Annotated in this window: 25 protein-coding genes; 14 read left to right on the top strand and 11 right to left on the bottom strand. The window is 68.0% G+C overall.

The window, feature by feature from the left end; all coding sequences use genetic code 11:
• The first annotated feature begins 119 nt into the window (after positions 1–119).
• A complete protein-coding gene (locus tag AC1RRP_RS01465) occupies positions 120–572 on the top strand; it encodes a hypothetical protein (protein WP_493032537.1) in 453 nt (150 codons plus the stop codon).
• A gap of 117 nt (positions 573–689) precedes the next feature.
• Here AC1RRP_RS01465 and AC1RRP_RS01460 read toward each other — a convergent pair whose 3' ends face one another.
• The 5 genes from AC1RRP_RS01460 to AC1RRP_RS01440 are packed head-to-tail and all read right to left on the bottom strand — an operon-like array spanning position 690 to position 4,396.
• Positions 690–1,496 (bottom strand): LytR/AlgR family response regulator transcription factor, encoded by an 807-nt coding sequence (locus AC1RRP_RS01460; protein WP_493032535.1) that lies wholly within the window; start codon positions 1,494–1,496, stop codon positions 690–692.
• Positions 1,493–2,533 (bottom strand): sensor histidine kinase, encoded by a 1,041-nt coding sequence (locus AC1RRP_RS01455; protein WP_493032533.1) that lies wholly within the window; start codon positions 2,531–2,533, stop codon positions 1,493–1,495. Before AC1RRP_RS01455 ends, AC1RRP_RS01460 begins: the two co-directional genes overlap by 4 nt.
• 51 nt (positions 2,534–2,584) lie before the next feature.
• On the bottom strand, positions 2,585–3,628 hold the full coding sequence (locus AC1RRP_RS01450) for an alpha/beta hydrolase family protein (protein ID WP_493032531.1): 1,044 nt from the start codon (positions 3,626–3,628) through the stop codon (positions 2,585–2,587).
• Between the two features lie 22 nt (positions 3,629–3,650).
• Positions 3,651–3,941: a 2TM domain-containing protein gene (locus AC1RRP_RS01445; RefSeq protein ID WP_493032529.1), complete on the bottom strand. Its 291-nt coding sequence runs from the start codon at positions 3,939–3,941 to the stop codon at positions 3,651–3,653.
• Positions 3,942–3,982: 41 nt separating this feature from the next.
• A complete protein-coding gene (locus tag AC1RRP_RS01440; RefSeq protein ID WP_493033422.1) occupies positions 3,983–4,396 on the bottom strand; it encodes a DUF2306 domain-containing protein in 414 nt (137 codons plus the stop codon).
• 203 nt (positions 4,397–4,599) lie between these two features.
• Between AC1RRP_RS01440 and AC1RRP_RS01435 the strand changes: the two genes are divergently transcribed.
• The 10 genes from AC1RRP_RS01435 to AC1RRP_RS01390 all read left to right on the top strand — a co-directional run bounded on the left by AC1RRP_RS01435 (position 4,600) and on the right by AC1RRP_RS01390 (position 14,469).
• Positions 4,600–6,198, top strand: coding sequence for an efflux RND transporter periplasmic adaptor subunit (locus tag AC1RRP_RS01435; RefSeq protein ID WP_493032527.1), 1,599 nt, complete (start codon positions 4,600–4,602; stop codon positions 6,196–6,198).
• Between the two features lie 43 nt (positions 6,199–6,241).
• Positions 6,242–6,952: an ABC transporter ATP-binding protein gene (locus tag AC1RRP_RS01430; protein WP_493032525.1), complete on the top strand. Its 711-nt coding sequence runs from the start codon at positions 6,242–6,244 to the stop codon at positions 6,950–6,952.
• Complete coding sequence (locus AC1RRP_RS01425; protein ID WP_493032523.1) at positions 6,949–8,184, top strand: ABC transporter permease; 1,236 nt, start codon at positions 6,949–6,951, stop codon at positions 8,182–8,184. The genes AC1RRP_RS01430 and AC1RRP_RS01425 overlap by 4 nt, the downstream gene beginning before the upstream one ends.
• A 136-nt stretch (positions 8,185–8,320) precedes the next feature.
• On the top strand, positions 8,321–8,563 hold the full coding sequence (locus AC1RRP_RS01420) for a hypothetical protein (protein ID WP_493032521.1): 243 nt from the start codon (positions 8,321–8,323) through the stop codon (positions 8,561–8,563).
• A gap of 120 nt (positions 8,564–8,683) precedes the next feature.
• Positions 8,684–10,309: an ATP-binding protein gene (locus AC1RRP_RS01415; RefSeq protein ID WP_493032518.1), complete on the top strand. Its 1,626-nt coding sequence runs from the start codon at positions 8,684–8,686 to the stop codon at positions 10,307–10,309.
• Positions 10,302–10,907, top strand: coding sequence for a response regulator transcription factor (locus AC1RRP_RS01410; protein WP_493032516.1), 606 nt, complete (start codon positions 10,302–10,304; stop codon positions 10,905–10,907). The genes AC1RRP_RS01415 and AC1RRP_RS01410 overlap by 8 nt, the downstream gene beginning before the upstream one ends.
• Positions 10,908–11,134: 227 nt before the next feature.
• A complete protein-coding gene (locus tag AC1RRP_RS01405) occupies positions 11,135–11,452 on the top strand; it encodes a hypothetical protein (RefSeq protein ID WP_493032514.1) in 318 nt (105 codons plus the stop codon).
• Entirely contained in the window at positions 11,449–12,699 is a 1,251-nt protein-coding gene (locus AC1RRP_RS01400; protein WP_493032512.1) for a putative Na+/H+ antiporter, read from the top strand. The genes AC1RRP_RS01405 and AC1RRP_RS01400 overlap by 4 nt, the downstream gene beginning before the upstream one ends.
• Before the next feature lie 88 nt (positions 12,700–12,787).
• Positions 12,788–13,621 carry an undecaprenyl-diphosphate phosphatase gene (locus tag AC1RRP_RS01395; RefSeq protein ID WP_493032511.1) on the top strand — a complete coding sequence of 278 codons (834 nt, stop codon included), beginning with the start codon at positions 12,788–12,790 and terminating at the stop codon, positions 13,619–13,621.
• Positions 13,622–13,623: 2 nt separating this feature from the next.
• The gene (locus tag AC1RRP_RS01390; RefSeq protein ID WP_493032509.1) at positions 13,624–14,469 is read left to right on the top strand and encodes a dienelactone hydrolase family protein; all 846 of its coding nucleotides are present in this window, start codon (positions 13,624–13,626) and stop codon (positions 14,467–14,469) included.
• Here AC1RRP_RS01390 and AC1RRP_RS01385 read toward each other — a convergent pair.
• Both AC1RRP_RS01385 and mutS read right to left on the bottom strand, forming a co-directional pair.
• A complete protein-coding gene (locus AC1RRP_RS01385) occupies positions 14,466–15,305 on the bottom strand; it encodes an alpha/beta fold hydrolase (RefSeq protein ID WP_493032507.1) in 840 nt (279 codons plus the stop codon). The two genes, AC1RRP_RS01390 and AC1RRP_RS01385, sit on opposite strands and share 4 nt — an antisense overlap.
• Positions 15,302–17,902 (bottom strand): DNA mismatch repair protein MutS, encoded by a 2,601-nt coding sequence (mutS, locus tag AC1RRP_RS01380; protein WP_493032505.1) that lies wholly within the window; start codon positions 17,900–17,902, stop codon positions 15,302–15,304. Before mutS ends, AC1RRP_RS01385 begins: the two co-directional genes overlap by 4 nt.
• 133 nt (positions 17,903–18,035) lie before the next feature.
• Here mutS and AC1RRP_RS01375 point away from each other — a divergent pair, with 133 nt between their 5' ends.
• Both AC1RRP_RS01375 and AC1RRP_RS01370 read left to right on the top strand, forming a co-directional pair.
• Positions 18,036–18,914, top strand: a complete 879-nt coding sequence (locus tag AC1RRP_RS01375) for a Tll0287-like domain-containing protein (RefSeq protein WP_493032503.1) — start codon at positions 18,036–18,038, stop codon at positions 18,912–18,914.
• A 20-nt stretch (positions 18,915–18,934) separates the two neighbouring features.
• The gene (locus AC1RRP_RS01370; RefSeq protein ID WP_493032501.1) at positions 18,935–21,058 is read left to right on the top strand and encodes a protein kinase domain-containing protein; all 2,124 of its coding nucleotides are present in this window, start codon (positions 18,935–18,937) and stop codon (positions 21,056–21,058) included.
• A gap of 9 nt (positions 21,059–21,067) precedes the next feature.
• Here the strand turns inward: AC1RRP_RS01370 and AC1RRP_RS01365 are convergent, their stop codons facing one another.
• Genes AC1RRP_RS01365 through AC1RRP_RS01350 form a run of 4 tightly spaced genes read right to left on the bottom strand, consistent with a single transcriptional unit; the run spans position 21,068 to position 24,390 of the window.
• Complete coding sequence (locus AC1RRP_RS01365) at positions 21,068–21,850, bottom strand: GntR family transcriptional regulator (RefSeq protein WP_493032499.1); 783 nt, start codon at positions 21,848–21,850, stop codon at positions 21,068–21,070.
• Positions 21,834–23,024 (bottom strand): amidase, encoded by a 1,191-nt coding sequence (locus AC1RRP_RS01360; RefSeq protein ID WP_493032497.1) that lies wholly within the window; start codon positions 23,022–23,024, stop codon positions 21,834–21,836. The genes AC1RRP_RS01365 and AC1RRP_RS01360 overlap by 17 nt, the downstream gene beginning before the upstream one ends.
• Positions 23,021–23,944 (bottom strand): polysaccharide deacetylase family protein, encoded by a 924-nt coding sequence (locus AC1RRP_RS01355; RefSeq protein WP_493033420.1) that lies wholly within the window; start codon positions 23,942–23,944, stop codon positions 23,021–23,023. Before AC1RRP_RS01355 ends, AC1RRP_RS01360 begins: the two co-directional genes overlap by 4 nt.
• 14 nt (positions 23,945–23,958) lie before the next feature.
• Positions 23,959–24,390, bottom strand: coding sequence for a nuclear transport factor 2 family protein (locus AC1RRP_RS01350; RefSeq protein WP_493032495.1), 432 nt, complete (start codon positions 24,388–24,390; stop codon positions 23,959–23,961).
• 229 nt (positions 24,391–24,619) lie between these two features.
• Here AC1RRP_RS01350 and AC1RRP_RS01345 point away from each other — a divergent pair, with 229 nt between their 5' ends.
• Positions 24,620–25,804 carry an ABC transporter substrate-binding protein gene (locus tag AC1RRP_RS01345; RefSeq protein ID WP_493032493.1) on the top strand — a complete coding sequence of 395 codons (1,185 nt, stop codon included), beginning with the start codon at positions 24,620–24,622 and terminating at the stop codon, positions 25,802–25,804.
• Positions 25,805–25,867: the final 63 nt, after the last annotated feature.

Genomic DNA, 25,867 nt, shown 5'->3' with positions numbered 1-25,867 from the left:
GGCCTGGGCAGCGGGTTACGTCTTGTAACCTCCTTCACAAGCGCTTCGTAGCCGGACCGGGGGTGGCGGCGTTGAGGGTACAGGGCAGCCCACCGGCGGCCCCGTAAAGGAGAAACCTCATGACGACCCAAGCCAAATCTTCCGCTGCTGCCCTGGCCCTGGTGGCCGCACTGGGACTGGGAGGCACAGGCGTCGCCCAGGCCCATGGCTCCGACGATGTGTTCTGGTCCATCGCCATGTCGCAGCCCGGTATCCGGATCGGTGTGTCCAACGGCCCCGTGGTGGTGCCGGCACCCTACCCGGTGGTGGTGCAGCCGCGCGTGGTGTACGCCCCGCAGCCGGTCTATTACCCGCAACCGGTTTACCGGGTGGTCTACCCCGGTCGCTACGAACGCGGCCATGGTCATGGCCACTGGAAGGACCGTGACGAGCGCTGGGAAGGCCACCGTGGCGGCCGCGAGTCTTATGACCGTGGGGGCGACCGCTACGAAGGTCGCGGCCACGAGCAGGGCCGTGCTTACGGCAACGGCCCGCGCCCCGGTACCGAGGGGTATATGGGAAATCGCCGCTGAGGAGTAACATGCCAGTGCGCTGCGGTCCTCCCCCGCAGCTGATCGTGCCTTTGCACGGTCATTACACGGCGCTCTTCGGAGCGCCGTTTTTTATGGCGCCGCTGTTGCGGCGCCGGCCTACATGGCCTTGAAGAGGTGGGCGTAGAGCCGGCTGACGGCCAGGCGCTCGGCGCTGCCGCGCAGCTGCAGGCTCAGGCGCCCCGAGGGATCCCGCGTGACCTGCTCGATGGCGGCGGCGCGCACCACGGTGCCGCGGTGCACCTGCCAGAAGGCCTGCGCGTCGAGCTGGGGCAGCAGTTCCTTGAGCGGGGTGCGGATCAGGGCCTCCTGGCCGGCGGTGATGACCCGCACGTATTTGTCGGCTGCCTCGAAATACAGCACCTCGTCCACCGGCACCATGCGGATCGCCGTGCCCACACCGGCCTGGATGAGCTTGAGAGGCGCCGCTGCAGGCGCTGCGCCCGCCTGCAGCAGGCCGCGCAGCTGGGCCAGCGTTGCTTCAAAATTCATAGCGCCCTGGGACCGTCCGGCCAGGGCCTGCTGGACGCGCATCACGGTTTTTTGGAGGCGGGCCGGCTCCACCGGCTTGAGCAGGTAGTCCACCGCCTGTGCCTCGAAGGCCTGCATGGCGTACTGGTCGTAGGCGGTGACGAAGACCAGGGCGGGGAAGGGGCGCGCATCGGGCCCATGCTGCGGCCATTCGTCGGCCAGGCGGGCGGCGGCGTCCAGGCCGCTGAGGGCGGGCATGCGCACGTCGAAGAAGAGCACGTCGGGCTGCTGCTGCAGGGCCTGTTGCACGGCGCTGGCGCCATCACCGGCCACCCCCACGATGCGCAGTGCGGGCCAGGCGCGCGCCAGCTCGGCCTGCAGGGCCTGGGCCAGCAGGGGTTCGTCTTCGGCGATGAGGGCGCGGTGCGGGTTCATGCGGCGGGGAAACTCAGGGTGACGATGGTGCCGCCGTCGGGCGGGGTGGCGAGGTCCAGCGCGGCCTGTGCGCCGTAGGTGCTGAGCAGGCGCTCGCGCACCTGGGCCAGGCCGAAGCCGGAGCCCGCGGGGGTGGCCGGGGTGTAGCCCATGCCGGTGTCGCTGACCACCAGGGTGAGCGCGCCGCCTTCGCGCCGGGCGCACACGTGCAGGCTGCCGCCTGCCACCTTGGGTTCCAGCCCGTGCAGGATGGCGTTTTCCACCAGGGGTTGCAGCAGCAGGGCCGGCACCGGCTGGGCGGCCAGTTCCGGGGGCAGCTCCAGGCTGTAGCGCAGGCGCGGTCCCATGCGCACGGCCATGAGTTCGAGGTAGTCGCGCAGGCGCTCGAACTCGGCCTGCAGGCTGTGGCTGGTGGCGCGCGAGGCGGCCAGCGTGGCGCGCAGGTAGGCGATCATGCGGTCGAGCATGGCGGTGGCGCGCGCCGGGTCGGTGGCAATGAGTGCGCGCAGATTGGCCAGGGTGTTGAACAGCATGTGCGGCTCAAGCTGCGATTCGAGCAGGCGCAGGCGCGCTTCATCGGCCTGGCGGCGGACTTCGTCCACCTTGCGTTCGAGGTAGGCGCTCTTGCCTTTGCTATAAAAATAATAGCTTCCTGCCATCCCGGCGAGCAGGGTGATGAGGATGGAGCTGCGCAGCAGGTTCTCGCGGCTGGCGGCGTCCACCGCCTGCCAGCCGAAGACGGAACACAGGCGGTCGGCGATGGCGCTGCCCAGCAGGTACCCCACGGCGATGCTGCCCACCACCAGCACGATGCCGCGCCAGCCCCGGGGCCAGCCGGTCTCGTCGCTGCCGGCGAGGAGGTCGCGCCCGAAGTCGATGAGGGCCCAGGTGATGCTGGCAATGAAGAAGGAATACACCAGCGGCGGGCCGAAGGAGCGCTCGGGCAGGAAGGCGTATTGCAGGACGGCGACAAACAGTGCGAAGGCCAGCACCTGCAGGTAGGTGCGGCGTTTGTCGGGCCAGTCGGTCTTTTTCATGGCGCGTCGGGGTGGATGTTCAGCGCCGCAGAGGGGGCATGCGCAATCATTCTAGAGGTGCTGGCGGAAGAAGCCGGCGATGCGCTGGTAGAGGGCGGGCAGCTCCTTGCGGTCGAAACCCGGGGGGTCGGCCAGCAGGCGCGCGATGCGTTCGGGCAGCTTGTCGGCCGGGGGCGGTGGCGCGAGCAGGGCGCCGTGGCCGCCCGTGGGCAGCAGGGCCAGTTGCACGCAACTGCTGCAGGCGGCCAGCACGGGGCCGCTGTGGAAAGCGGGCAGCAGCCAGCGGTCCTGCCCGGCTTCGATCAAGGCCAGGGGAATGACCGGCCGGGCCAGGCTGCCCAGGTCGAAGTCCACCGCAAAGGGCACGGCCGCGATGGCGGCGCGGATGCGCGGATCGGTGTGGCCGTAGAGCGTCTCGTCCTGCAGTTTGTGGCGGATGATGATTCCGGCGATGCCTTGCTTGAGGCCGTCGAGCCAGCCACCGGTGAGTTCGCTGGCCCCGCCGGTGCAGGCGGCGAAGTCTTCGGCCAGGTGCGCCTCGCAGTGGTCGCGCAGGCGCGCGGGGGACCAGCGCCCGCCGGCCAGCGTCAGCGTGGTGTGGCCGCCGGCGGACATGCCGTAGACGCCGACACGCTGCAGGTCGAGCAGGGGCGCGAAACGCACATCGCGGCCCAGCACGTCGATGGCGCGCGAAACTTCCAGCGGGCGGCGTTTCCAGCTCTCGGGGCCGATCTTGCTGTGGTCGCGCCAGTTGTCGCCGGCGTGTTCGGGCAGGGCCACCACAAAACCGGCAGCGGCCAGGGACAGGGCCAGATCGCTCTGCGACCACGGTTCGCCCCCGGAGCCGTGCGAGAGCACGATGAGGCGGCCGTTGCCACGCTCGGGCGCGCCCTGCGGTGCGACGGACAGCGTGAGACGGCCGCGCTGCACGGCCTGAGCCGGGCTGCTGGAGGGGTAGAAGACGGTGACGGGGCCGTCACCCTCGCTGCCGGGCAGTTCGTCCAGGCCCACGGCGGCCTGGGCGGCCAGGCCGATGAGGGCGCTGGCGGCCAGGGTGGCGAGGCGCAGCAGGTGGTTCAGGGTGGGGTGGTTCATGGTGTGCCTGTAGTGTCGCGGTTTACCAGGGATCACGCTGGGCCAGCAGGCGCTGGCGTTCGCGTTCCACCAGGCGCTCGTGCAAGGGGTAGCCGTGGGTGGCCAGCAGCACCGCGAAGCCGTGGAGGGCCAGGCCCAGGCCCCAGCCCAGGGCGGGGTAGACGGCCCAGTGGCGATCGCCCAGGCTGGACAGGCCCGCCAGCAGCAGGTTGACCAGGATGTAGATGCAGGCGTGGAAGTACCAGCCAAGCTTGGCCTTGGCGTGGCGGCGGGCCAGGCGGTCGAGGTCGGCTTCAGGGTGCGCAGTGTGCATGGTGAGCTCCAGGGGGTTGAAGAAGGGATGGAGAAAGGGGTTCAGGCCAGGGCCAGCCACTGTTTCCAGAGCAGGTTGCCGAGGTAGCGGTTGGGCAGCAGGGTGAAGCTGCCGGCCACGATGCAGGCGACGACGTAGGTGATGCGCATGACCCGGCGGTGGCCGGCGATGTCGTGCTGGGCCAGGTACCAGAAGGCGCCGAACAGCGCAAAGAAGACGACAGGGATCAGCAGGTGGATGGGCGTGTAGCCCTCGATGTTCACGATGGTGGTGCTGCGGATGAACAGGGCGGAGAGGGCGGTGACGATCATCAGCGTGACCCAGGCGTAGCCGAAGGCGCGGTGCAGGCGCGGGCGCTGGGTGCGGCTCTGGCGCGCCCACAGGGCCAGCGGGCCGATGACGGTGGCCGACAGCGCGGCGCTGAGGTGGATGGCGATCGTCGGGGTCAGTTCCAGGGCCATGGGGCTCTCCTTGGGGGTTCGATGAGCCGGACTGTGCGACGGCCCCGGCCGCCGGGCCAGTGCCTTGCGACGGAGGGCCGCGGGCGTGACGCCAGATGCCGCCAGGCGGCGCCAGCGGCGGGCGGGTTTGCCGCGTCTTTACACAAGCGACACCTGTCCAAGGCACGGGATATGGCCTTCTTCCTACAATGGACCACATGAAAAAGACATATGTGGCGGCGGGCGCAGTGGCGCTGGTGCTGGTGGGGGCGCTGGGCTGGTGGTGGATGCAGCGCGGCGGCAGCGGCGAGGTGCAGTACCGCACCGCGAAGATCGAACGCGGCCCGCTGCAGGCGGCCGTGGCGTCCACCGGGGCGGTGAGCCCGGTGACGCAGGTGACGGTGGGCACCCAGGTGTCGGGCCAGATCAAGGACCTGTACGTGGACTTCAACGCCGAGGTCAAGGCCGGCCAGCTGCTGGCGGTGATCGACCCGGAGACGTTCGAGTATCGCGTGCGCTCGGCCCAGGCCGACGTGGACGCCGCGCGTGCCGTGGTGCTGACGGCGCAGGCCAATGTGGTGGCCAGCCAGGCCCAGGTGTCGCGCGCCAGGACCGACCTGGCCGAAGCGCGCCGCACGCACGAGCGCAACCTGATGCTGGTGGGCAAGGGCTTCATCGCGCAGAGCACGGCGGACCAGTCCAACGCCCTGGTCAACACCAGCGCCGAATCGGTGAAGGCGGCCGAGGCGCAGCTGGGCGTGACCGAGGCGCAGGTGAAAAGTGCGCAGGCCGCCGTGGCCCAGCGTGAGGCGGCGCTGGCGCAGGCCCGCATCGACCTGGTTCGCACGCGCATCACCTCGCCGGTCAACGGCATCGTGATCAAGCGTTCCATCGAAAAAGGGCAGACCGTGGCGGCCAGCCTGCAGGCGCCCGAGCTGTTCATCATTGCCCAGAACCTGCGCGACATGCAGGTGGAGGCCGCCATCGACGAGGCCGACGTGGGCCGCATCCGCAGCGGGCAGAAGGCCAGCTTCACGGTGGACGCCTTTCCCGGCCAGACTTTCGAGGGGCGGATCGGCCAGGTGCGCAAGGCTGCCACCAATGTGGCCAATGTGGTGACCTATGTGGCGGTGGTGAACTTCTCCAACCCGGACGGGCGCCTGCTGCCGGGCATGACCGCCAATGTGCGCGTGGTGACCGACACGCGCGAGAACCCGCTCAAGGTGCCCAACGCCGCGCTGCGCGTGCGCGTCACCGGCGTGGAGCCGGTGGCCGAGGCGCCCGCCGGCACGGCTTCGGCGCCTGCGGCCGCAGCACCGGCGGCGGGTGGCAACAACCCCTTGAGCGAATTCCGCAACCGCCTGGTCAAGGAGCTGCAGCTGAGCGCAGCGCAGGTCGAGAAGGTGGATGCGATCTACGCGTCGGCGCGGCCGCAGTTCGCGCGCCTGCGCGAGCTGGCCGAGGCCGACCGGACCAAGGCGCGCGAGCGCATCACCGCCGACATCCGCGCGCGCATCGCCGACGTGCTGACGCCCGAGCAGAAGAAGCGCTACGCTGCGCTGCAGGCCGAGGTGGCGGGCCGCACCGTGACGCGCGGGCGCATCTACCTGATGGGCGAGGACGGCAAGCCAGCGGCGTACAACGTGCGCCTGGGCATCACCGACGGCACCAGCACCGAGCTGATCGTGCCGCCGGATGCACCCGAAGCCGCGGTCATGAAAGAGGGCGCCCCGGTGATCACCGGCACGGTGGGGCCCGGCGCGCCGGCCACAGGGTCTGGCGCCCGCCCGCCGACCGGTCCGCGCATGATGTTCTGATCGCGCTGCGGTCCCGCACGAATTTCTGAACGGACGGCAAGGCATGGCCCTGATCGAAGCACGCGAGCTGAGCAAGACCTACACGATGGGGGACACGACCGTGCACGCGCTGCGCGGGGTGTCGCTGGACATCGAGGAGGGCGACTTCGTGGCCATCATGGGGGCCTCGGGCTCAGGCAAATCCACCCTGATGAACATCCTGGGTTGCCTGGACCTGCCCACGGCCGGTCGTTACCACCTGGCCGGCGAGGAGGTGGAGGGCATGCAGGCCAACCAGCTGGCCTCCATCCGCAACCGGCGCATCGGTTTCGTGTTCCAGCAGTTCAACCTGCTGCCGCGTACCAGTGCACTGGAGAACGTGGAGCTGCCCATGGTCTATGCCGGCGTGAAGCCGCTGCCGCGGCGTGAGCGCGCGCTGGCTGCGCTCACGCGCGTGGGCCTGGGCGAGCGCTGGCAGCACACCCCCAGCGAGCTGTCGGGCGGGCAGCAGCAGCGCGTGGCGATCGCGCGCGCGCTGGTGAACGACCCGCAGCTCATCCTGGCCGACGAGCCCACCGGTGCGCTGGACACCAAGACCAGCGACGACATCATGCGTCTGCTGACCGAGCTGAACCAGCAGGGCATGACGGTGGTGATCGTCACGCACGAGACCGACATTGCGGCCTGGGCGCGGCGCAAGCTGGTGTTCCGCGACGGGCAGATCATCGAGGACGTGCGCCAGCCCGGGCACGTCGAAAAGGAGGCGGTGGCATGAACTGGCTGACTGCTCTGCGCACGGCCTGGCGCGCCCTGGCCTCGAACACGCTGCGCAGCATCCTGACCATGCTGGGCATCATCATCGGCGTGGCCGCGGTGATCACCATGATCGCCGTGGGCAGCGGCGCCACCGAGCGCGTGCAGGCGCAGATGAAGGGCCTGGGCTCCAACATCATGCTGGTGGTGCCCGGCGGTGTGTCGCAGGCCGGCGTGCGCCTGGGCGCACAGACGCGCCAGCGCCTGACCGAAGAGGACGCGCTGGCCATCGCGGTGGAGATTCCCGAGGTGCAGGTGGCAGCACCCACCTCGCGCACCAGCGGCCAGGTGGTGTCGGGCAACAGCAACTGGGGCACGACGATCTACGGCGTGACCAACGATTTCCTGGAAGCACGCGACTGGGGCCTGTCCTCGGGCCGCGAGTTCGACCAGGCCGAGCTGGCCGGTTCGGCCAAGGTAGCCTGGATCGGTGCCACGGTGGCGCGCGAGCTCTTCGGCGAGCAGGACCCGGTGGACCAGGTGGTGCGTGTGCGCGGCGTGCCCATGAAGATCATCGGCGTGCTGGCCTCCAAGGGCCAGAACTCCATGGGGCAGGACCAGGACGATGTGCTGATGATGCCCATCAGCACCTTGCGCAACCGCATCTGGGGCGGCGATGCGACCAGCCGCCTCAAGCGCGTGGGCACCATCCTCGTGAAGGTGCGCGAGGGCCAGAGCATGAAAGGTGTGGAGGAGTCGGTGAAGGACCTGCTGCGCCAGCGCTTCAAGGTGCCCAGCGGCGTGGAAGATCCCTTCAACGTGCGCAACCTCACCGAGATCCTGCAGGCGCAGGAAGAGGCCAGCCGCATCATGACGCTGCTGCTGGCGGCGGTGGCGGGCATCAGCCTGATCATCGGCGGCATCGGCATCATGAACATCATGCTGGTCAGCGTGACCGAGCGCACGCGCGAGATCGGCCTGCGCATGGCGGTGGGCGCACGCCCGGCCGACATCCTGGCGCAGTTCCTGATCGAGGCGGTGACGCTGAGCCTGATGGGCGGCGCCCTGGGTGTGCTGCTGGGCGCGGTGGCGACCTGGGGCGTGGGCGCGCTGGCCGGCTGGCAGGTGAACATGTCGATCGGCGCCATCGTGCTGGCCGTGGGCTTCTCGGCCCTGGTGGGCGTGTTTTTCGGTTTCTACCCGGCGCGGCGCGCCTCGCGCCTGCTGCCGATCCAGGCGCTGCGCTACGAGTAGGCGGGGTCAAGACCCCTCTGTCGATATACATATGGATACACGGCCCGCCGGGGAGCCGGCAGAATAAGCGCCTTTGCCGACGAAGGAATTTCAAGTGCCAAGGTTCAGACCCAGCGGTTGCGGATTCGAGCAATCCATGCAGAAGGTCCAGCGTGTGGAGGACTTCCGCGAACTGCTCCAGGTGATCTCCGCCTATGTGGGCCGCAAGGTCAACCCCGAGGAGATCAAGATGGACCCCTACGGCATGGACCCCCGCAACCGATGGGACACCTGGGCGGTGATCCTGGTCGACCACGGTCCGATCGGTTTCACCAACGCCTGCCTGGACCCGGACTTCAACCCCGAACAAAGCCAGTTCTCGGGGCTTGCGCCACTGTAGGGCCTGCCGCCCGCCGCTGTCCGATCGTCGGGGGCAAGCGGGCCGCACGCGGCCTGGATGAACGGCAGGCGCGTCAGTCATGCGCCAGGCCCCGCTCGATTGGATGGAGAATCGGGCTCCATGAGCAATACCCCTTCGCCCGCCGCGCCGCCAGCTTCGCTGGGGGCCGCCTGGCTCGTGGGGCTGGCTTACGTCGTGTTGTTCGTGATGCTCGACTGGGCGAGCTACATCCGGCCGTTCCAGGGCCTCAACATCACGCCCTGGAACCCACAGGCGGCGCTCGCCGTCGGCTTGCTCCTGTGGAACCGGCGCTGGATCTGGATGGTCTGGGTGGGGCTGCTGGCCGCTGAAGTGGTGGTGCGTGGCCAGCCCGTCGACTGGTTGGCACTTTTGACCTCGACCGGCGCGCTCAGCCTGATCTACGCTGCCGTGTCCCAGGGGCTGGCAACCACGCTGGGACGTCCGCCTGCGCTGGCGAAACGACGCGATCTTCTCTGGTTCACAGGCATCCTGGTGGCCGGGGCACTGCTCAATGGTGTGGTCTATGTCATGACCCTGTCGGCAGCCGGTCTGGGGCCCACTGGCCCGATCTACGAAGCCATCATGAGGTTCTGGGTTGGCGATGCCGTCGGTCTGGTCGTCGTGCTGCCGATGCTCTTGGTCATGATGAATCCTTCGCGTCGTGCCGCCCTCGTGGCATCTCTCAGAAGTCCGCGCTGGTGGGGCGTCACGGTTCTGCTGTTCCTGCTGCTGTGGATCGGTTTTGGCCGGTCCGGGCAGGAACACTACAGATACTTCTACCTGCTGTTCCTGCCGGTGGTGTGGATGTCCGCGCAGCTTGGGGTGGTGGGGGCCGTGCTGGCCTCTGGCCTCACGCAAATCGGCCTGATCATCGCCGTCCAGTCGCTGCCGCACCAGGACCTGGCGGTGTTCGAGCTTCAGGTGCTCATGGCGGCCATTTCCATGACCGGCCTGCTGCTGGGTGTCGTGGTGGACGAGAGAGCCCGCGCGGCCGTGGAGCTGCAGAGCAGTCTGCGGCTGGCGGCGGCCGGTCAGATGACGGCGTCGCTGGCGCATGAGTTGAGCCAGCCGCTCACGGCCTTGAGCAACTATGCGCACGCCTGTCAGATGCTGGCAGCCGAATCGCGTGGCTTGCAGGCCGAGGAGCGGGATCGCCTGCTGGAGGTGACCCGGCGCATGGTGGAGGACGCCGCACGTGCCGGGGCGGTGGTCAAGCGCCTGCGCGACTTTTTCAGAACCGGCTCCACCCATCTGGAGGCGGTATCGCCGGCCGCCCTCCTGGGTGAGGCGATCGATGCGCATACGCGTCGCGCCGATGTGCTTCAGATCCGGATGGAAAGCCGGATCGAGGAAGGATTGCCTGCGGTATGGATCGACCCGATCCAGATTGCCGTCGTATTGCGTAACCTGATTGCAAATGCCATAGACTCCGCTTCTTCCGCGGGCGGGGGCGGGCACATCCTGATCAGCGCCGCGATCGCCGATGACGAATTGCGGATCGACGTGCAGGACAGCGGCCCGGGCGTTGACACGGTCCGCGTGCAAACCCTGTTTGAGCCCGGCGCCTCAGACAAGCCGGGTGGCATGGGCATCGGTCTGAGCATCTGCCGTGCCATCGTCGAAGCGCATGGCGGCAGGCTCTGGGCGGAGACCGGGTCTGGCGGACGTTTCTGCTTCACGCTGCCCATGGATAAGGATGATCGTTCCGGAGTGACACATGCATAAAGAGACGGTGTTCATTGTCGATGACGATGCATCGGTTCGAGACTCCCTTGCGCTGCTGCTCAGCCTGCAGGGGTATGTCTCGGCGTCGTTCGCCAGTGCCGAGGATTTCCTGGGTGCGCTTCAGCCCGATTGGCGGGGCTGTCTGGTGCTTGATGTCCGGATGTCCGGCATGTCCGGCCTGGAGCTTCAGCGCTGTCTGCGGGAACGCGCGCCGACCTTGCCCGTCATCGTCATCACGGCCCACGGGGATGTGGCTGCGGCCCGGCAGGCCTTCCTGGCGGACGCGGTGGATTTCATCGAAAAGCCTTTCGATGGCAAGCAGATCCTCGATGCGCTCGCGAAGGCCTTTGCCGGTTTGCGGGCGGTGGCCAGCGCCCAGAAGGAGGGCGCGGAAGCGACCCCGGTGCGAGGTCAGCTCTCGGCACGTGAACGCGAGGTCATGAAGCTGATCGTCGAGGGCCTCCACAATCGCCATATCGCCGACAGGCTGGGCATCAGCCCCAGGACCGTGGAAGTCCACAAGGCGCGTGTGATGGAGAAGCTGGGTGTGCACAACATCGTTGAGCTCGTCCGCCTGGCAGACAAGGGCCTGATCTGACCCCCGCGGCCTGACCGCAGCGACGTCAGAGGTCGGTGTAAAGCCCTTACGTGATGCGCGTACGGGGGTGCCCGAATTTCCTTCTGCGCTGCTGATTGATAACCTCAATCCGTTCCGAGGTTCAAGATGAAGATCTGACAACCTCTTATCCAACGGAGGTTCAGCGTGTTCGGCAGGCAAGGCGTATTCAACCGGAATGGCAGGCACTTCCGTGTCTCGGCAGGCCCATGAACCGGCTCTGGTTGGCGCTGTTGCCCGAGCTTCGGCAGTTCCCCCAGGGCAAGCAGGGCGAGGCGCTGCAACTGGCGCGCGGCTGCGAACTTGAGCCCCTGGAGCTCATCGGCATCGCGGTCTGGCTGGTGCCGGTGATGACACTCGCCAAATACATGCTCAGCCAGGCGTCCCTCGGCGAGGATGCTTTTGCAACGCTGGTGATGAACGTCTTTGTCGTCGTGCCGTTGCTGGCCGCCGTGTTCGCACCCATCCACATCCGCCGCCTGCGCCGCGGCCTTCGCAAGCAACTGACGCAGCAGGGACGGACGTGAGTGTGATCGAGTGGGTGGGCGCAGGGCTGTTTGCCCTGGCTCTGGTGCATACGTTTTCGACGAAATTCTTCGAACGGATGGCGCATCGCCGGCCGGACCATGCCGGCATCTGGCACCTGCTCGGTGAAGTGGAGGTCGTCTTCGGCTTCTGGGCCATGGTGCTGGTGCTGGCCATGGCAGCCCTGCAGGGCACCCAGGCGGCCACCAGCTACCTCGATTCGCGGAATTTCACCGAACCCATGTTCGTCTTCGCGATCATGGTCGTTGCCGGCAGCCGCGCCGTCTTGCAGCTGGCCCGTAGCAGTGTCAACGCCATTGCCCGGTTCGTCCCGCTGCGGGGCGGAATGGCGTTCTATTTCGTCGGGCTGTCGTTCGTGCCGCTGCTTGGTTCGCTGATCACGGAGCCCGCGGCGATGACCCTGGCGGCACTGATGCTGCGGGAGAGGATCTTTGGCGCCAATGCTTCGACCAAGCTGAAGTACGCCACGCTGGGTGTCCTGTTCGTCAACATCTCCATTGGGGGCACACTCACGTCCTTTGCCGCCCCGCCCGTCCTGATGGTGGCTGCCAAGTGGAACTGGGACAGCTGGTACATGTTCGCGCACTTCGGCTGGAAGGCGGCACTGGCCGTCGTGATCAATGCCTTGGTCACCACACTTGTTTTCAGGGGCGAGCTTTCCCGTCTGTTGCGGACCGTGCCATCGACCGAGAAGAATCTCCCTCTGTGGGTCGGCGGGCTGCACATCCTGTTTCTGGCGGGCGTGATCGCATTTGCCCACCATCCCGCCGTTTTCATGGGGCTCTTCCTGTTCTTCATGGGGTTTGCGACGGCGTACCCCCAGTTCCAGGACCGCCTCATGCTGCGGGAGGGCTTGCTCGTGGCCTTTTTCCTGGCCGGCCTGGTCGTGCTGGGCGGGCAGCAGCAGTGGTGGCTTGAGCCGCTCCTGCGGGGCATGGACGCCACGACCGTGTACTTTGGGGCCACCGTCCTGACGGCCGTGACCGACAATGCCGCGCTCACCTATCTCGGCTCCCTGGTCGAGGGCCTGAGCGACAGCTTCAAATACGCGCTCGTGGCCGGCGCTGTGACAGGTGGGGGCTTGACGGTCATTGCGAATGCCCCGAACCCTGCCGGCTTCGCCATCCTGCGCGGCAGCTTTGAAGACGAGGCCATCCACCCGCTGGGATTGCTCGTGGCGGCGCTGCCGGCGACATTCACGGCGATCCTGGCCTTCCAGCTGCTGTGACCGGCGAGGGGCGCTGACGCGCCCGGCGCTGTGCCGCAGGGCGGCACCCGGGCGCCAGCGATAATCCACGGTCTTCATTGGAGTCCCCGTGGATATCACCCTGCTGATCAAGGCCGCCCTGATGGGCATCGTCGAAGGCCTGACCGAATTCCTCCCCATTTCCAGCACCGGCCACCTGATCCTGGCCGGCGCGCTGCTGGGCTTCGATGACGAGAAGGCCAAGGTCTTCGACATCGCCATCCAGACCGGTGCCATCCTGGCCGTGATCCTGGTCTACTGGCAGAAGCTGCGCGCCACCGTGGTGGCCCTGCCCACCAGCCGGCAGGCGCAGCAGTTCACGCTCAATGTGCTGATCGCCTTCGTGCCGGCCGTGGTGCTGGGCCTGCTCTTCGGCAAGGCCATCAAGGCCCACCTCTTCACGGCCGAGGTGGTGGCCACCACCTTCATCATCGGCGGTTTCATCATCCTCTGGGCCGAGCGGCGCCAGGCGCGCGCCGACACCGCATCGCGCATCCTCGACGTGGACCAGATGGGCTGGAAGGACGCCGTGAAGGTGGGCCTGGTGCAGTGCCTGGCCATGATCCCGGGCACCAGCCGCAGCGGCGCCACCATCATCGGCGGCATGCTGCTGGGCCTGTCGCGCAAGGCAGCCACCGATTTCTCCTTCTACCTGGCCATCCCCACGCTGATCGGCGCGGGCGCCTACAGCCTGTTCAAGGAGCGTGCGCTGCTCTCCCTGGCCGACCTGCCCATGTTCGGCGTGGGCCTGCTGTTTTCCTTCATCAGCGCCTGGCTGTGCGTGCGCTGGCTGCTGCGTTTCATCTCCACCCACAGCTTCAACGGCTTCGCCTGGTACCGCATCGTCTTCGGTGTGGTGGTGCTGGCCACGGCCTGGAGCGGCGCGGTGCGCTGGAGCGCCTGAGCATGACGCGGCTCGCCTCACGCTTGCTGTGGGCGATGCTGCTGGTGCCCCTGCTGGCTGCGGCCGGGAAGCCGCCCTCGGGCGTGCGCGTCGACGTACCGGGTGCCGTTGTCCTGACCGGTTACTGGTTTGCAGCTGCAGCGCCGGGGCCGCGCCCTGCCATCGTGGCCCTGCATGGATGCAGTGGTCCCTACGACACGCGCGGGCAGCTGACGGCGCACCTGCGCCGTTACGCGGCGGACCTCAACACCGCGCAGATGCACGTGCTGGTGCTCGACAGCTTCGGCCCGCGCGGCCTGCGCTCGATCTGCGAAATCCCCCAGAGCAAACGTCCCGTGCGCGAAACCGACCGGCGCGCCGATGTCCAGGCAGCGCTGCGCTGGCTGGCGACCCGGCCGGAGGTGGACGCGACGCGCCTGGTGCTGCTGGGCTGGTCGCATGGGGCGCAGACCGTGCTGGCCGCGCTGGATGCCAGCGATGCGGCCGTGCAGGGGCAGACCCTGCAGCCGCGCGCTGCCGTGGCCTTTTACCCCGGCTGCACCGGACCCTTGAAGAACACGGGCTACAAGCTGCAGGTTCCGCTGCTTTTGATGGTGGGCGAGCGCGACGACTGGACGGCCGCCGCGCCCTGTGTGCGCCTGCACCAGCGCCTAGTGGCGCAGGCGCCGCGCTTTGAATTCGAGGTCTATGCCGACAGCTACCACGGCTTCGACAGCCTGTCGCCCGTGAAGGTGCGCGACAACGTGGGCAGCACGCGCAGCGGCCGGGCCACGGTGGGCGGCAACCCGGCAGCCCAGGTGGCGTCGCGTGAGCGGATGTTGCGTTTCCTGGACGAGCAGCTGCGTTAGCCGGCGGCCTTGAGTTCGCGCACGCGCTGCAGGTTGAGCAGTGCGGCCTCGATGGCGGCTGCCGTGGTGACGGGTTGCTCCATGGGGAAGAGGTGCGAGCCGTCCAGCATGCTGATGCGACCCTTGGTCACCTTCTCGGTCATGGCCATGCCGACCTGCTTCATCTCCACCGAATGGCGACCGCCGATGAAGGCGGCTGGGCACTTGAGCGGGTGGCGCTTGAGCAGGTTGTCCAGGTGGTGGGGGATGGTGTTGTAGATGGCGGTCTCGACTTCGCGCGTGAAGCTCAGCACGCGCTTGCCGTCTTCGTCGTGCATGCCGTGCTCCACGTAGTCGCGCAGCACCTGCTCGTCCCAGTGGGCGAAGGCCTTCTTGTGGCGCAGGTGTTCGAAGGCGGTGTCGGCGTCGGGCCAGCTGTTGCGGCGGGCCTTGCTGATGGCACCGGGCGAGACCGCCCCGATGAGCTGGGTGCGCTTGGCCACGTTCACGCTGGTGGCGCGCCAGCCGCCCAGGATGGGCGAGTCGATCAGCAGCACGCCGCAGGCGAGTTCGGGGTGGCGCGCGGCGGCCATCAGGCTGAGGAAGCCGCCCAGCGAATGGCCGACCAGGAAGGCGGGCTCGCCGCTCTTGTTCACCTCGGTGGCCGTGAAGTCGGCCAGCTGCTGCACCAGGTGCGGCCAGTTGCTGGTGACGGGGTAGCGCTCGTCGTGCCCGAACTTGTCCACGGCCTTGACCTTGAAGCCGCGCCGGCGCAGCTCGGCAAAGAGCACGCGGTAGGTGCTGGCCGGGAAGCTGTTGGCGTGCGAGAAGACGATGGGGGGCAGGTGGGAGTTCATGTGCGGGTGGCCAGTTTCTTGAGCGCGTAGAGGGCGTCGAGCGCGTCACGCGGGCTCAGGTCGTCGGGGTTGATTCCGGCCAGCTGGGCTTCCACCGCGCTGGGGGCGCTGGCTTCCACCACGGGCGGCGGCGCGAACAGGTCCACCTGGGCCTGGCTGGCGGAGGCCGAGGTCTCCAGCGCTTCGAGCGCGTGGCGCGCATGGTTGACCACGGCCGCCGGCATGCCGGCCAGGCGCGCGACCTGGATGCCGTAGCTGCGGCTGGCCGGGCCGGGCTGGATCTCGTGCAGGAAGACGATGTCGTGGCCGGATTCGGTGGCGCTCACGTGCACGTTGATGGCGGCGTGGTGCTGGGCCGGGAACTCGGTGAGCTCAAAGTAGTGCGTGGCGAAGAGCGTGAACGCCTGAGTCTTGTCGTGCAGCTGGGTGGCGATGGCGCCGGCCAGGGCCAGGCCGTCGAAGGTGGAGGTGCCGCGGCCGATCTCGTCCATCAGCACCAGGGACTGCGGCGTGGCGGCGTGCAGGATCTGTGCGGCCTCGGTCATCTCCAGCATGAAGGTGGACTGGGCATTGGCCAGGTCGTCGGCGGCGCCGATGCGGGTGTGGATGGCGTCGATGGGCCCCAGGCGGCAGGCGCTGGCCGGCACGTAGCTGCCCATGGAGGCCAGCAGCACGATGAGAGCGACCTGGCGCATATAGGTGGACTTACCACCCATGTTCGGGCCGGTGATGATCTGCATGCGTTGCTTCGGACCCAGGCGCGTGTCGTTGGCGATGAAGGCGCCGGAACTCGTCTCGGCCAGGCGGGCCTGCACCACGGGGTGACGGCCGGCCGTGATCTCGATGCAGGGCTCGTTGGCAAAGCTGGGCGCGCACCACTCCAGCGTGAGCGAGCGTTCGGTCAGGGTGCACAACACGTCCAGCGTGGCCAGGGCCCGCGCCGTGCGCGTGAGGGCGGGGATGTGCGGCGCCAGCTGGTCCAGCAGCTGTTCGTACAGCCACTTCTCGCGCGCCAGGGCGCGCTCCTGGGCGCTGAGCGCCTTGTCCTCGAAGGCCTTGAGCTCGGGCGTGATGAAGCGTTCGGCGTTCTTGAGGGTCTGGCGGCGGCGGTAGTCCTCGGGCACGCGGTCCAGGTTGCTGCTGGTGATCTCGATGTAAAAGCCGTGCACCTTGTTGAACTGCACGCGCAGGTTCGTGATGCCGGTGCGGGCCCGTTCACGTGTCTCCAGTTCCAGCAGGAACCCGTCGCAGTTGTTCTGGATGGCGCGCAGCTCGTCGAGCTCGGCATCGAGACCGTCGTTGATGACACCACCGTCGCGCACCAGGGCGGCCGGCTCGGGCAGGATGGCGCGGGCCAGCAGTTCGGCGCAGCCCGCGGGCGGCAGAAGCTGTTGCGACACCTGTGCCAGCAGGCCGGTCTGTCCATGCAGTACCGGCGCCAGTTGCTCTGTTTTTTGTAGCGTCTGCTGCAGTGCCACCAGTTCACGCGGACGCACCTGGCGCAGCGCGATGCGGGCGGTGATGCGCTCCACGTCGCTGCAGCCCTTGAGCTGCTCGCGCAGCCTGGGCCAGGGGCCGCCTCTGAGTGCGCCAAGGGCGTCGAGCCGCTGCTGCGCCGGGGCGCGGTCGCGCGCGGGCTCCAGCAGCCAGCTCTTCAGCAGACGGCTGCCCATGCCGGTCATGCAGGTATCGAGCAGGGAGAAGAGGGTGGGGCTGTCTTCGCCGCGCAGGGTCTGCACCAGTTCGAGGTTGCGACGCGTGGTTTGCGGCAGGTCGATGAGCTGGTCGTTGCGCTGCACGCGCACGTTGTACACGTGACTCAGGGCGCGGCCCTGGGTGTGTTCAGCATAGGCCAGCAGGGCGGCGGCGGCGGCGTGGGCCTGGGGCAGGTCCTGTGCGCCCCAGCTGGTCAGGCTGGCAGCCTTGAGCTGTTCGAGCAGTTTGCTCTGGCCCAGGGCACTGTCGAACTGCCATTCGGGGCGCAGGGCCAGGGCCACGCCGTTCGTCTGCTTGAGCGCCAACAGGCGTTGTTCGAACGCGGGCGTAGAACCGGCGCTGTAGATGAGCTCACCGGGGGCGATGCGCGCCAGCCATTCGGGCAATTCGTCGGGGCTGCATTCGGCCAGGTAAACCTCGCCCTGGGTCACGCTGAGCCAGGCCAGGCCCAGGGCATTGCGCGGGCCCTGGTGCACGGCCAGCAGCAGGGATTCGCTCTTGTCGCTGAGCAGGGCGGAATCGGTGAGCGTGCCCGGGGTGACCACGCGCACCACCTTGCGCTCGACCGGGCCCTTGGCGGTGGCCACGTCGCCCACCTGTTCGCAGATGGCGACCGATTCGCCCAGCTTGATCAGGCGCGCCAGGTAGGTCTCGACCGAGTGGAAGGGCACGCCGGCCATGACCACGGGCTGGCCGCCGGACTGGCCGCGCTGGGTGAGGGTGATGTCCAGCAGGCGGGCAGCCTTCTCGGCGTCGGCGTAGAACAGCTCGTAGAAGTCGCCCATGCGATAGAACAGCAGGGTCTGCGGGTACCCGGCCTTGAGGCCGAGGTACTGCTGCATCATGGGGGTGTGGAGGGCGAGATCGGCCAGGGTGGACATCCGGGCGAGTCTATCAACACCGGGCGGACCGGCCCCGGCGCGGCGGCGCTTTGGGCCGGGAGTCTGCCGGCGCCGCTACACTGTGGACCAATCAAAAAGTGAGAGTGTTCATTCACATACGGGTGGGGGTTCCATGGGCTTGAGACTCAAATTCAATCTGGTGCTGATCGCGGTCTTCCTGGTCGGCTTTGCTGCGGCGGGCATGATCTCGCGCCAGCTCCTGCAGGACAACGCACGCGACGAGGTGGTGCGCAACGCGCGGCTCATGATGGAGACGGCCCTGTCGGCCCGGTCCTACACGATCGGGCAGATCAAGCCGCTGCTCGACCCCCGGCTGGACGAAGTCTTCCTGCCGCAGAGCGTCTCGGCCTATGCCGCAACGGAGATCCTGTCGGCCGTGCAGAAGAAGCACCCGGGCTACAGCTACAAGGAAGCCACGCTCAACCCCACCAACCCGCGCGACCGCGTGACCGACTGGGAAGCCGACATCGTGCAACAGTTCCGCCAGGACGGCGAGGTCAAGGAGCTGATCTCCGAGCGCTCCGGCGCCACCGGGCGGCTGCTCTACATTGCCCATCCCATCCAGATCACCAATGCCGCCTGCCTGGCCTGCCACAGCGTGCCGGCCGCCGCGCCGGCGAGCATGCTCAAGATCTATGGGGAGGCCAACGGTTTCGGCTGGAAGCACAACGAGATTGTCGGCGCGCAGGTGGTGACCGTGCCGATGGACGTGCCCGTGCAGAACGCCGACCGCGCACTCAAGGCCTTCCTGATTTCGCTGGCCGGCGTCTTCTTGCTGGTCTTCGTGGTGCTCAACATCATGCTGAGCTGGATGATCGTGCGTCCGATCCGCAAGATGTCGCAGGCGGCCGACCAGGTCAGCACGGGCGACTTCGACGTGCCGGAGTTCGCCGAGGGCGGACGTGACGAGGTGGCGGTGCTGGGCGGCGCCTTCAACCGCATGCGCCGCAGCCTGGACAAGGCCATGCAGATGATCGACCGCGGCGACTGAGCCCGGATCGGGGCACGGACATGGAAGACGGTGTGCAACCCGGCGACGCAGCGCCCAGGACCTCGGATGTCGCGGCCCTGGAGCCGGGCCAGACCATCTACGAATACCGCATCGACAAGGTGCTGGGCGGCGGCGGCTTCGGCATCACCTACCTGGCGCAGGACGTGAACCTGCAGCTGCCCGTGGCCATCAAGGAGTACTTCCCGGCCGACGTGGCGGTGCGCGGCGAGGACCGCTCGGTGCGCGTGCGCACGCCCGAAGGCGCCTCGCGCTTCGACTGGGGCCTGGAGCGTTTCGTGGACGAGGCGCGGGCGCTGGCCTCCTTCCGGCACCCCAATATCGTGAAGGTGCTGCGCTACTTCAAGGAAAACGGCACCGCCTACATCGTCATGGACTACGAGTCGGGCGACCCGCTCAAGCACTGGGTGATGCAGCAGCGCGGGCTGGACCAGGCGGCCCTGCTGCAGCTGGTCTACCCCCTGCTCGACGGCCTGGAGGCGGTGCACAAGCTCAACTTCCTGCACCGCGACATCAAGCCCGACAACATCTACATCCGCGCTGACGGCAGCCCCGTGTTGCTGGATTTCGGGGCCGCGCGCCGTGTCAGCGCCGACCACGACATGACCAATATCGTGAGCCCCGGTTTCGCGCCTTTCGAGCAGTACCACAGCAAGGGCAACCAGGGGCCGTGGACCGATCTGTACTCGCTGGGCGCGGTGCTCTACTGGATGACCACGGGGCGCAAGCCGCTGGAGGCCGCGGCGCGCGTGCGCGAGGACGCCATGCCCCGGGCCGTGGACGTGGCTAGCCGCACGGCCTTCGGCGAGCCGCTGCTGCAGGCCATCGACTGGGCGCTGCAGCCCCACGAGAAAGACCGTCCGCAAAGCGTGGCGGCGCTGCGCGAGGCACTGCGCAAGACCGAGTTCGCGCCCACCGAGTTCAGGACGCAGCTGAACACGCAGCTCCACACCCAGGTCCAGACCCAGGTGCTGGACGGTGCGCGCAGCACGTCGCGCACGGCTGGCGATGACCATTCGCGCAAGAACGTGATGGGCACCATCATGTTCCTGGACCTGGTGGCCTATTCGACGCGCAGCGTGGACCAGCAGGTGGCGCTCAAGACCCAGTTCAACGAGCTGGTGAGCAAGGCCATCGACGGGGTGGACGCGTCCTCGCGCATCATGCTGGACACGGGCGACGGCGCCGCCATCTGTTTCCTGGGCGACCCCGAGGAGGCGCTGGTGTCGGCCCAGCTGCTGCGTGACCTGATGCGGCAGAAGTACAACGAGAAGCTGTCCATGCGCGTGGGCCTGCACCTGGGGCCGCTGCGCATGCTCAAGGACATCAACGACCGCGTCAACGTGGTGGGCGACGGCATCAACGTGGCGCAGCGCATCATGGATTTCTCCACCGCGAACCAGATCATGGTTTCGCGCGCCTATTACGACGTGATCTCGCGCATCAGCGATGGTGCCGACGAGCTGTTCGAGTTTCTCGGTGAGCGCTATGACAAGCACCAGCGCGCGCACGAGATCTACCGTCTGCTGGACCAGCGCGGCGCCCGCCTGAGCCTGGCCAACGACGAGGCCACCACGCTGCTGATGGCCGATGTGCAGCCCATCGCGGCCGAGGTGGTGCAGGCCATCGAGACCGAGCTGACCCGGGCCATCGGCCCGCTGGCGCACGTGCTCATGAAAAAGAGCGTGTCCCGTGCCGCCGATGCCCAGGGCCTGCGCGAGCTGCTCTCGGTCTCCATCCAGGACCCGGCCGCGCGTGAGGCCTTCGTGTCGGGCAGCAGCGGCAGCCGTACGGGCGCGAACACCACCCTGCCGCCCGGCGGCCGCAGCAACCCCTCGGTGCGCAGCCAGCCGCTGACGCAGCCGATCACGCGCCCCTACTCCGGCAGCAGCAGCATCAGCAGCCGCAGCAACGCGAGCGGGGTGTCGAACTTCGAGCCGGCCCAGCTGGAGCCGCTGGAGCGCGCGCTGAGCCAGTACATCGGGCCGCTGGCGCGCACCCTGGTGCGGCGCGAGGCCGCGAAGCATCGGGAGTGGGCGGCGCTGCTGCAGGCCCTGGCCCAGCAGATCGACAAGCCCGAGGACCGCCAGCGCTTCATGGCGGCCGGGGTCAAGCTCGCGCGTTGAGTCTGAGGGTCAGGCCAGGCCGAGCAGCCTGGCCAGGCTTTTCTCGTCGCCCGGCGCCTCGATCATGAGGTGCTGCTCCAGTTCCCGCAGGTGCTGGTCCATCAGCTGTACGGCGCTTTCGGCGTCGCCGCGCGCGATGCAGTCCACGATGCGTTCGTGTTCGTCATGCTCGCAGGCCGCGTTGCCCGGGGGCTGGTGCACGGCCACGATGAGCGAGCAGCGCGAGACGATCTCGGTCAGGTAACGCTGCAGGATCTCGTTGCCCGAGAGTTCGGCCAGGCGCAGGTGGTAGGCGCTGGCCAGGCGGGCCCAGGCCGGCTGGGCGAAGCGGTGCATGGCCTGGTGTTCCTCGCGCAGCTGTTCGCGCAGGGCCTTGAGGTCGCGCGCGGTGGCGCGTTCGGTCACCAGGTGCACGATGGCGGCTTCCAGCGCGCGGCGCGCCTCGAAGATCTGGCGCGTTTCCTCGCGCGTGGGCACGGCCACGATGGCGCCGCGGTTGGGGCGCAACTGCACGATGTGGTCGTGCTCCAGTTTTTGTAGCACCTTGCGCACCACCGAACGGCTTACGCCGAAGAGTTCGCACAGCGGGGCCTCGGGCAGCTTGGTGCCGGGCTTGAGGCGCTGGCTCATCACGCTGTCGAAGACGGCGCGGTAGATGCGCTCTTCCACGTCGTTGCCGTCCTCGCTCTTGAGCAGGCTGTCTTCCATGCGCGGCACGGCGGCGGCCTTGCGGGGGGGGGCCGCGCGCTGGGGACGCTTGGCGCGGGCGGTGGTGTCAGTCGATTTCGGCATGCAGGGTACGGGCCAGTCGGATCAATGCCAGGTCGCTGCCTGCGGGGCCCAGCAAGGAGATACCCAGCATATCACCGGAGGGCGCGCGCAAAGGCAGGCTGACCTGGGGCAGGCCCGAGAGGCCGGCGATGCAGGTGATGGCCATGCTGCGCAGGCGCACCGCGTCCACCGCGGTGGGATCGGCATGGCGCAGCGGGGCCAGGCTGGCGGCCGAGGGCAGCACCAGCACGCCGTCCGTACCCAGCAGGCTGCGCACCTGGGCGCGCATGGCGGCTGCGGCACTGCGCGCGGCGGCAGCGGCCTCGGCCGTGACAGTGCTGGCGTTGTGCCAGCGCGCCGCGATGGCCGGGGCGAAGACGGGTTGTGCCTGGCTGATCCAGGCGCCGTGGGTGCGCCAGCCCTCAAAGGCGCCGGCCGTGACATAGGTCTGGCGCCATTGGGCCAGGCCCTGGGGTTCGGCCACGTGCACCACCTCGGGGGTGACGGCCAGGCGCCTGGCCAGCGCGTCACGCACGGCCTGCAGGGGTTCGGTGAAGACGGGGTCGGCCAGTTCCCAGGCATCCTGCGCCACGAGCAGGCGGCGCGGCACGTAGCTGCTGGCGGGCAGCAGCACGGTACCCACGCGTTCGAAGACCTCGCCGTCGCCAGCCAGCCAGGTGGCGGTGTCGAAGCTGGGGTGCAGGGGCACCAGGCCGCGGGTGGAGACCAGGCCGTGGGTGGTGCGCAGGCCCCACAGGCCGCAGTAGCTGGCTGGCACGCGCGTGGAGCCGCCGGTATCGGTGCCCAGTGCGAAGTCGACCAGACCGGCGGTGACGGCGGCGGCCGAGCCGCTGGAGGAGCCGCCGGTGACGCGGTCCGGGTAGCGGGCATTGAGTGGCGTGCCGTAGTGGATGTTGTCGCCGTGCAGGCTGTAGGCCAGCTCGTCGGTCAGCACCTTGCCCATGAGGGTGGCGCTGGCGTCCAGCAGCTGGGCCACCACGTCGCTGTGGCATGTGGCCACGGGGTGGGTGGCCAGCCAGGTGGGGTTGCCGGCACCGGTGGGGTGGCCGGCCACGTCGAACAGGTCCTTGGCGGCGAAGCGCAGGCCGGCCAACGGACCGGAGCCTTGGCCTTCGACGACAAAACGGCCGTGTGGCACCCAGGCGCCGACGGTGTCTGTGATGGGGAAATTCATAGATAGTCCTCGGGGTGCTGGCGGGCCAGGCCCTCCATGTGCTGGCAGATGGCGCCGGGGGTGGTGAACCAGATCTCGCCGCCTTCGCGCGCCGCGGCCAGATGCTGCAGCGCGCGGCGCAGGTGGCGCAGGCGGTAGGGCTGGCCCACCAGATAGGGGTGCAGGGCGATGCCCATGACCAGGGGCTGGGTGCGCGACTGCTCGAGCATCTCGTCGAAGTTGTCGATGACCATCTGCGCGAAATCCTTGCCGTCCATCTGACGGCCCACGATCATGGGGATGTCGTTGAGCTCCTGCGGGTAGGGGATGGACCAAAGGCCGCGGCCATCGCGGGTGCGCATGATCTGCGGTTGGTCGTCATGGCTCCAGTTGAGCGTGTAGTTGTAGCCGGTCTCGGCCAGCAGGTCGGGTGTAAGCGGGCTCTCGGAGATCCAGGGCGAGAGCCAGCCGGTGGGCGCCGTGCCGCTGCGCAGCTGGATGCGTGCACGGCACTGCTGCAGCAGTTCGCGCTCGGAGGTTTCGTCCAGTACACCCTGGCGCTCGGCATTGCTGTGACCATGGCCCACGATCTCGTCGCCGCGCGCCACGCAGGCGGCCACGAGTTCGGGGCAGTGGTCGTAGAGCGCGGTGTTGATCAGTGCGGCAGAGGGCAGACCCAACTGGTCGAACAGCGCCAGGCAGCGCCAGGCGCCCACGCGGTTGCCGTATTCGCGCCAGCTGTAATTGAGCACGTCGGGCTGCGGCGAGGCCGGGCCGATCATGGCGCCCAGGCCTTCACCAAAGGCGAAATGCTCGATGTTCAAAGCCAGGTAGACCGCCAGGCCGGCACCGCCGGGCCAGCGGTAATCCGGCCGGCGCGTGATGGGCCGGTAGGCAAAACGCCCGTGGTCGGGCAGGGGGCCGAGGTATTGGGCCGGCATGGTGTTCATGCGCCTCACAGCGTCGCCAGGCCGGCGCGCACCAGCAGCCATTCGGCGCTGTCGTTCCAGACGTCCATCTGTGTGATCAGGCCCCGCTGCACGACGTAGCGGTCCACATAACGGTTGCCCTCGAAGGGCGTGCCGTCGGGCCAGACGCCATAGAGCGTGCCGCGGCTGTAGACCACGGTCTCTGCCGCTGTGCCGCCGGCTACGGTCTCGGTGGCCTCGATCTTTTTCCTGACCCACTGATAACGCGTGGCGTTGAAGGCCGCGCACTCGGCGGGCACGCGCATCTCACGCCCGCCCGTGAAGCGGATGCGCAGGCCGGGCGCGACAAAGCGGCTGGCGGCGGCGGGGTCCGGGATCATCAGCAGGCGCAGGTATTCGTCCACCACGGCGGCGGGGGTGGCGGCTGCCTCGGTCTGGTTCATGGTCTTGGTTTCCATGGTCGTTTCCCTCTCGTTAAGCCCTCTTTTGGTGCCGGATGCACCATCCGGGTCCATCGGGCGTGTGCGATAAAAGTGATTGCAAAAGATGTGCCATATTGTCAACAATCTAATCATATATATGAAAACAAAGAAATCACCATCGTGAGAACATTGGCACGCGAATTGCATGGTGAAAGAGCCCGCGGGTTGACCCGCTTTCTGTCCTTCCACTCACAGGAGTACCGCCATGAACCCTTGCTCTTTCTCTGCGACGCGTCGCGCGCTGCTGGCCACCGGCCTGGCCCTGGCCGCCGCCGGCCCGGTGCTGGCCAATGAACCCATCAAGATCGGCCTGGTGACGGCGCTGTCGGGTCAGTCGGCCCTGGCGGGCGAGGCCATTACCCGTGGCATGCAGGTCGCCATTGACGAGATCAACGCCAAGGGCGGCCTGCTGGGCGGGCGCAAGCTGGAGCTGGTGCGCCGCGACGACGAGGCCAACCCCGCCAAGGGCGTGGTGGCCGCGCGCGAGCTGATCTACCGCGAGAAGGTGGCCGTGGTCTTCGGCGGCCTGGACACGCCGGTGTCCATGGCCATCGTGCCGCTGATGAACCAGGAGAAGGTGCCTTTCATGGGCCCCTGGGCGGCTGGCACCGGCATCACCAAGAACGGCGCCAATCCCAACTTCGCCTTCCGCGTGTCGGCGGTGGACGAGATCGTGGACGTGGGCATGCTGGCCTACGCGCAGAAGAACTTCAAGAGCGCCAAGCCTGGTCTGATCCTGGTGAACAACCCCTGGGGCGAGAGCAACGAGAAGGGCCTGAAGGCTGCCATGGCCGCCAAGGGCGTGACACCCGCCGGCGTGGAGAAGTTCGAAGGCAATGACGTGGACATGGTGCCGCAGCTCACGCGCCTGAAGGCCGCCGGTGCCGATACCCTGTTCATGGTGGGCAATGTGGGCCCCTCGGCCCAGGTGGTGAAGTCGCTGGAGCGCATGGGCTGGAAGGTGCCGGTGGTGTCGCACTGGGGGCCGGCCGGTGGCCGTTTCACCGAGCTGGCCGGCGCCATGGGCAAGGACGTGCACTTCGTACAGACCTACAGCTTCTTCGGCAAGCAGTCGCCGGTGGGCCAGCGCGTGATCAAGGCCCTGATGGCCAAGTACCCCGCCATCAAGGGCCCCGACGACATCTCGCCCGCCGTGGGTGTGGCCAATGCCTACGACGCCATGCATCTGACGGCGCTGGCCATCCAGGCCGCCGGCTCCACCAGCGGTGACGCCATCCGCCAGGGTTATTACAAGATCGACAAGTACGAAGGCCTGATCAAGACCTACGTCAAGCCCTTCACGGCCGAGGTGCACGACGCGGTGCAGTCCGGCGACTATGTCTGGGCCCAGTTCATCGACAACCGCATCGTGCCGGTCGGCATGAATTGAGCTGCATCAGCAGCGAAGGCAACGAGGGTCATCGCCTTTAGGGGATGGCCCCGATTTTTTGGG

The sequence above is a fragment of the Hylemonella sp. GW821-FHT12C09 genome (assembly GCF_058807395.1).
Note: the sequence above shows the minus strand (reverse complement) of the source record. Positions and strands in the feature narration are given on the sequence as shown.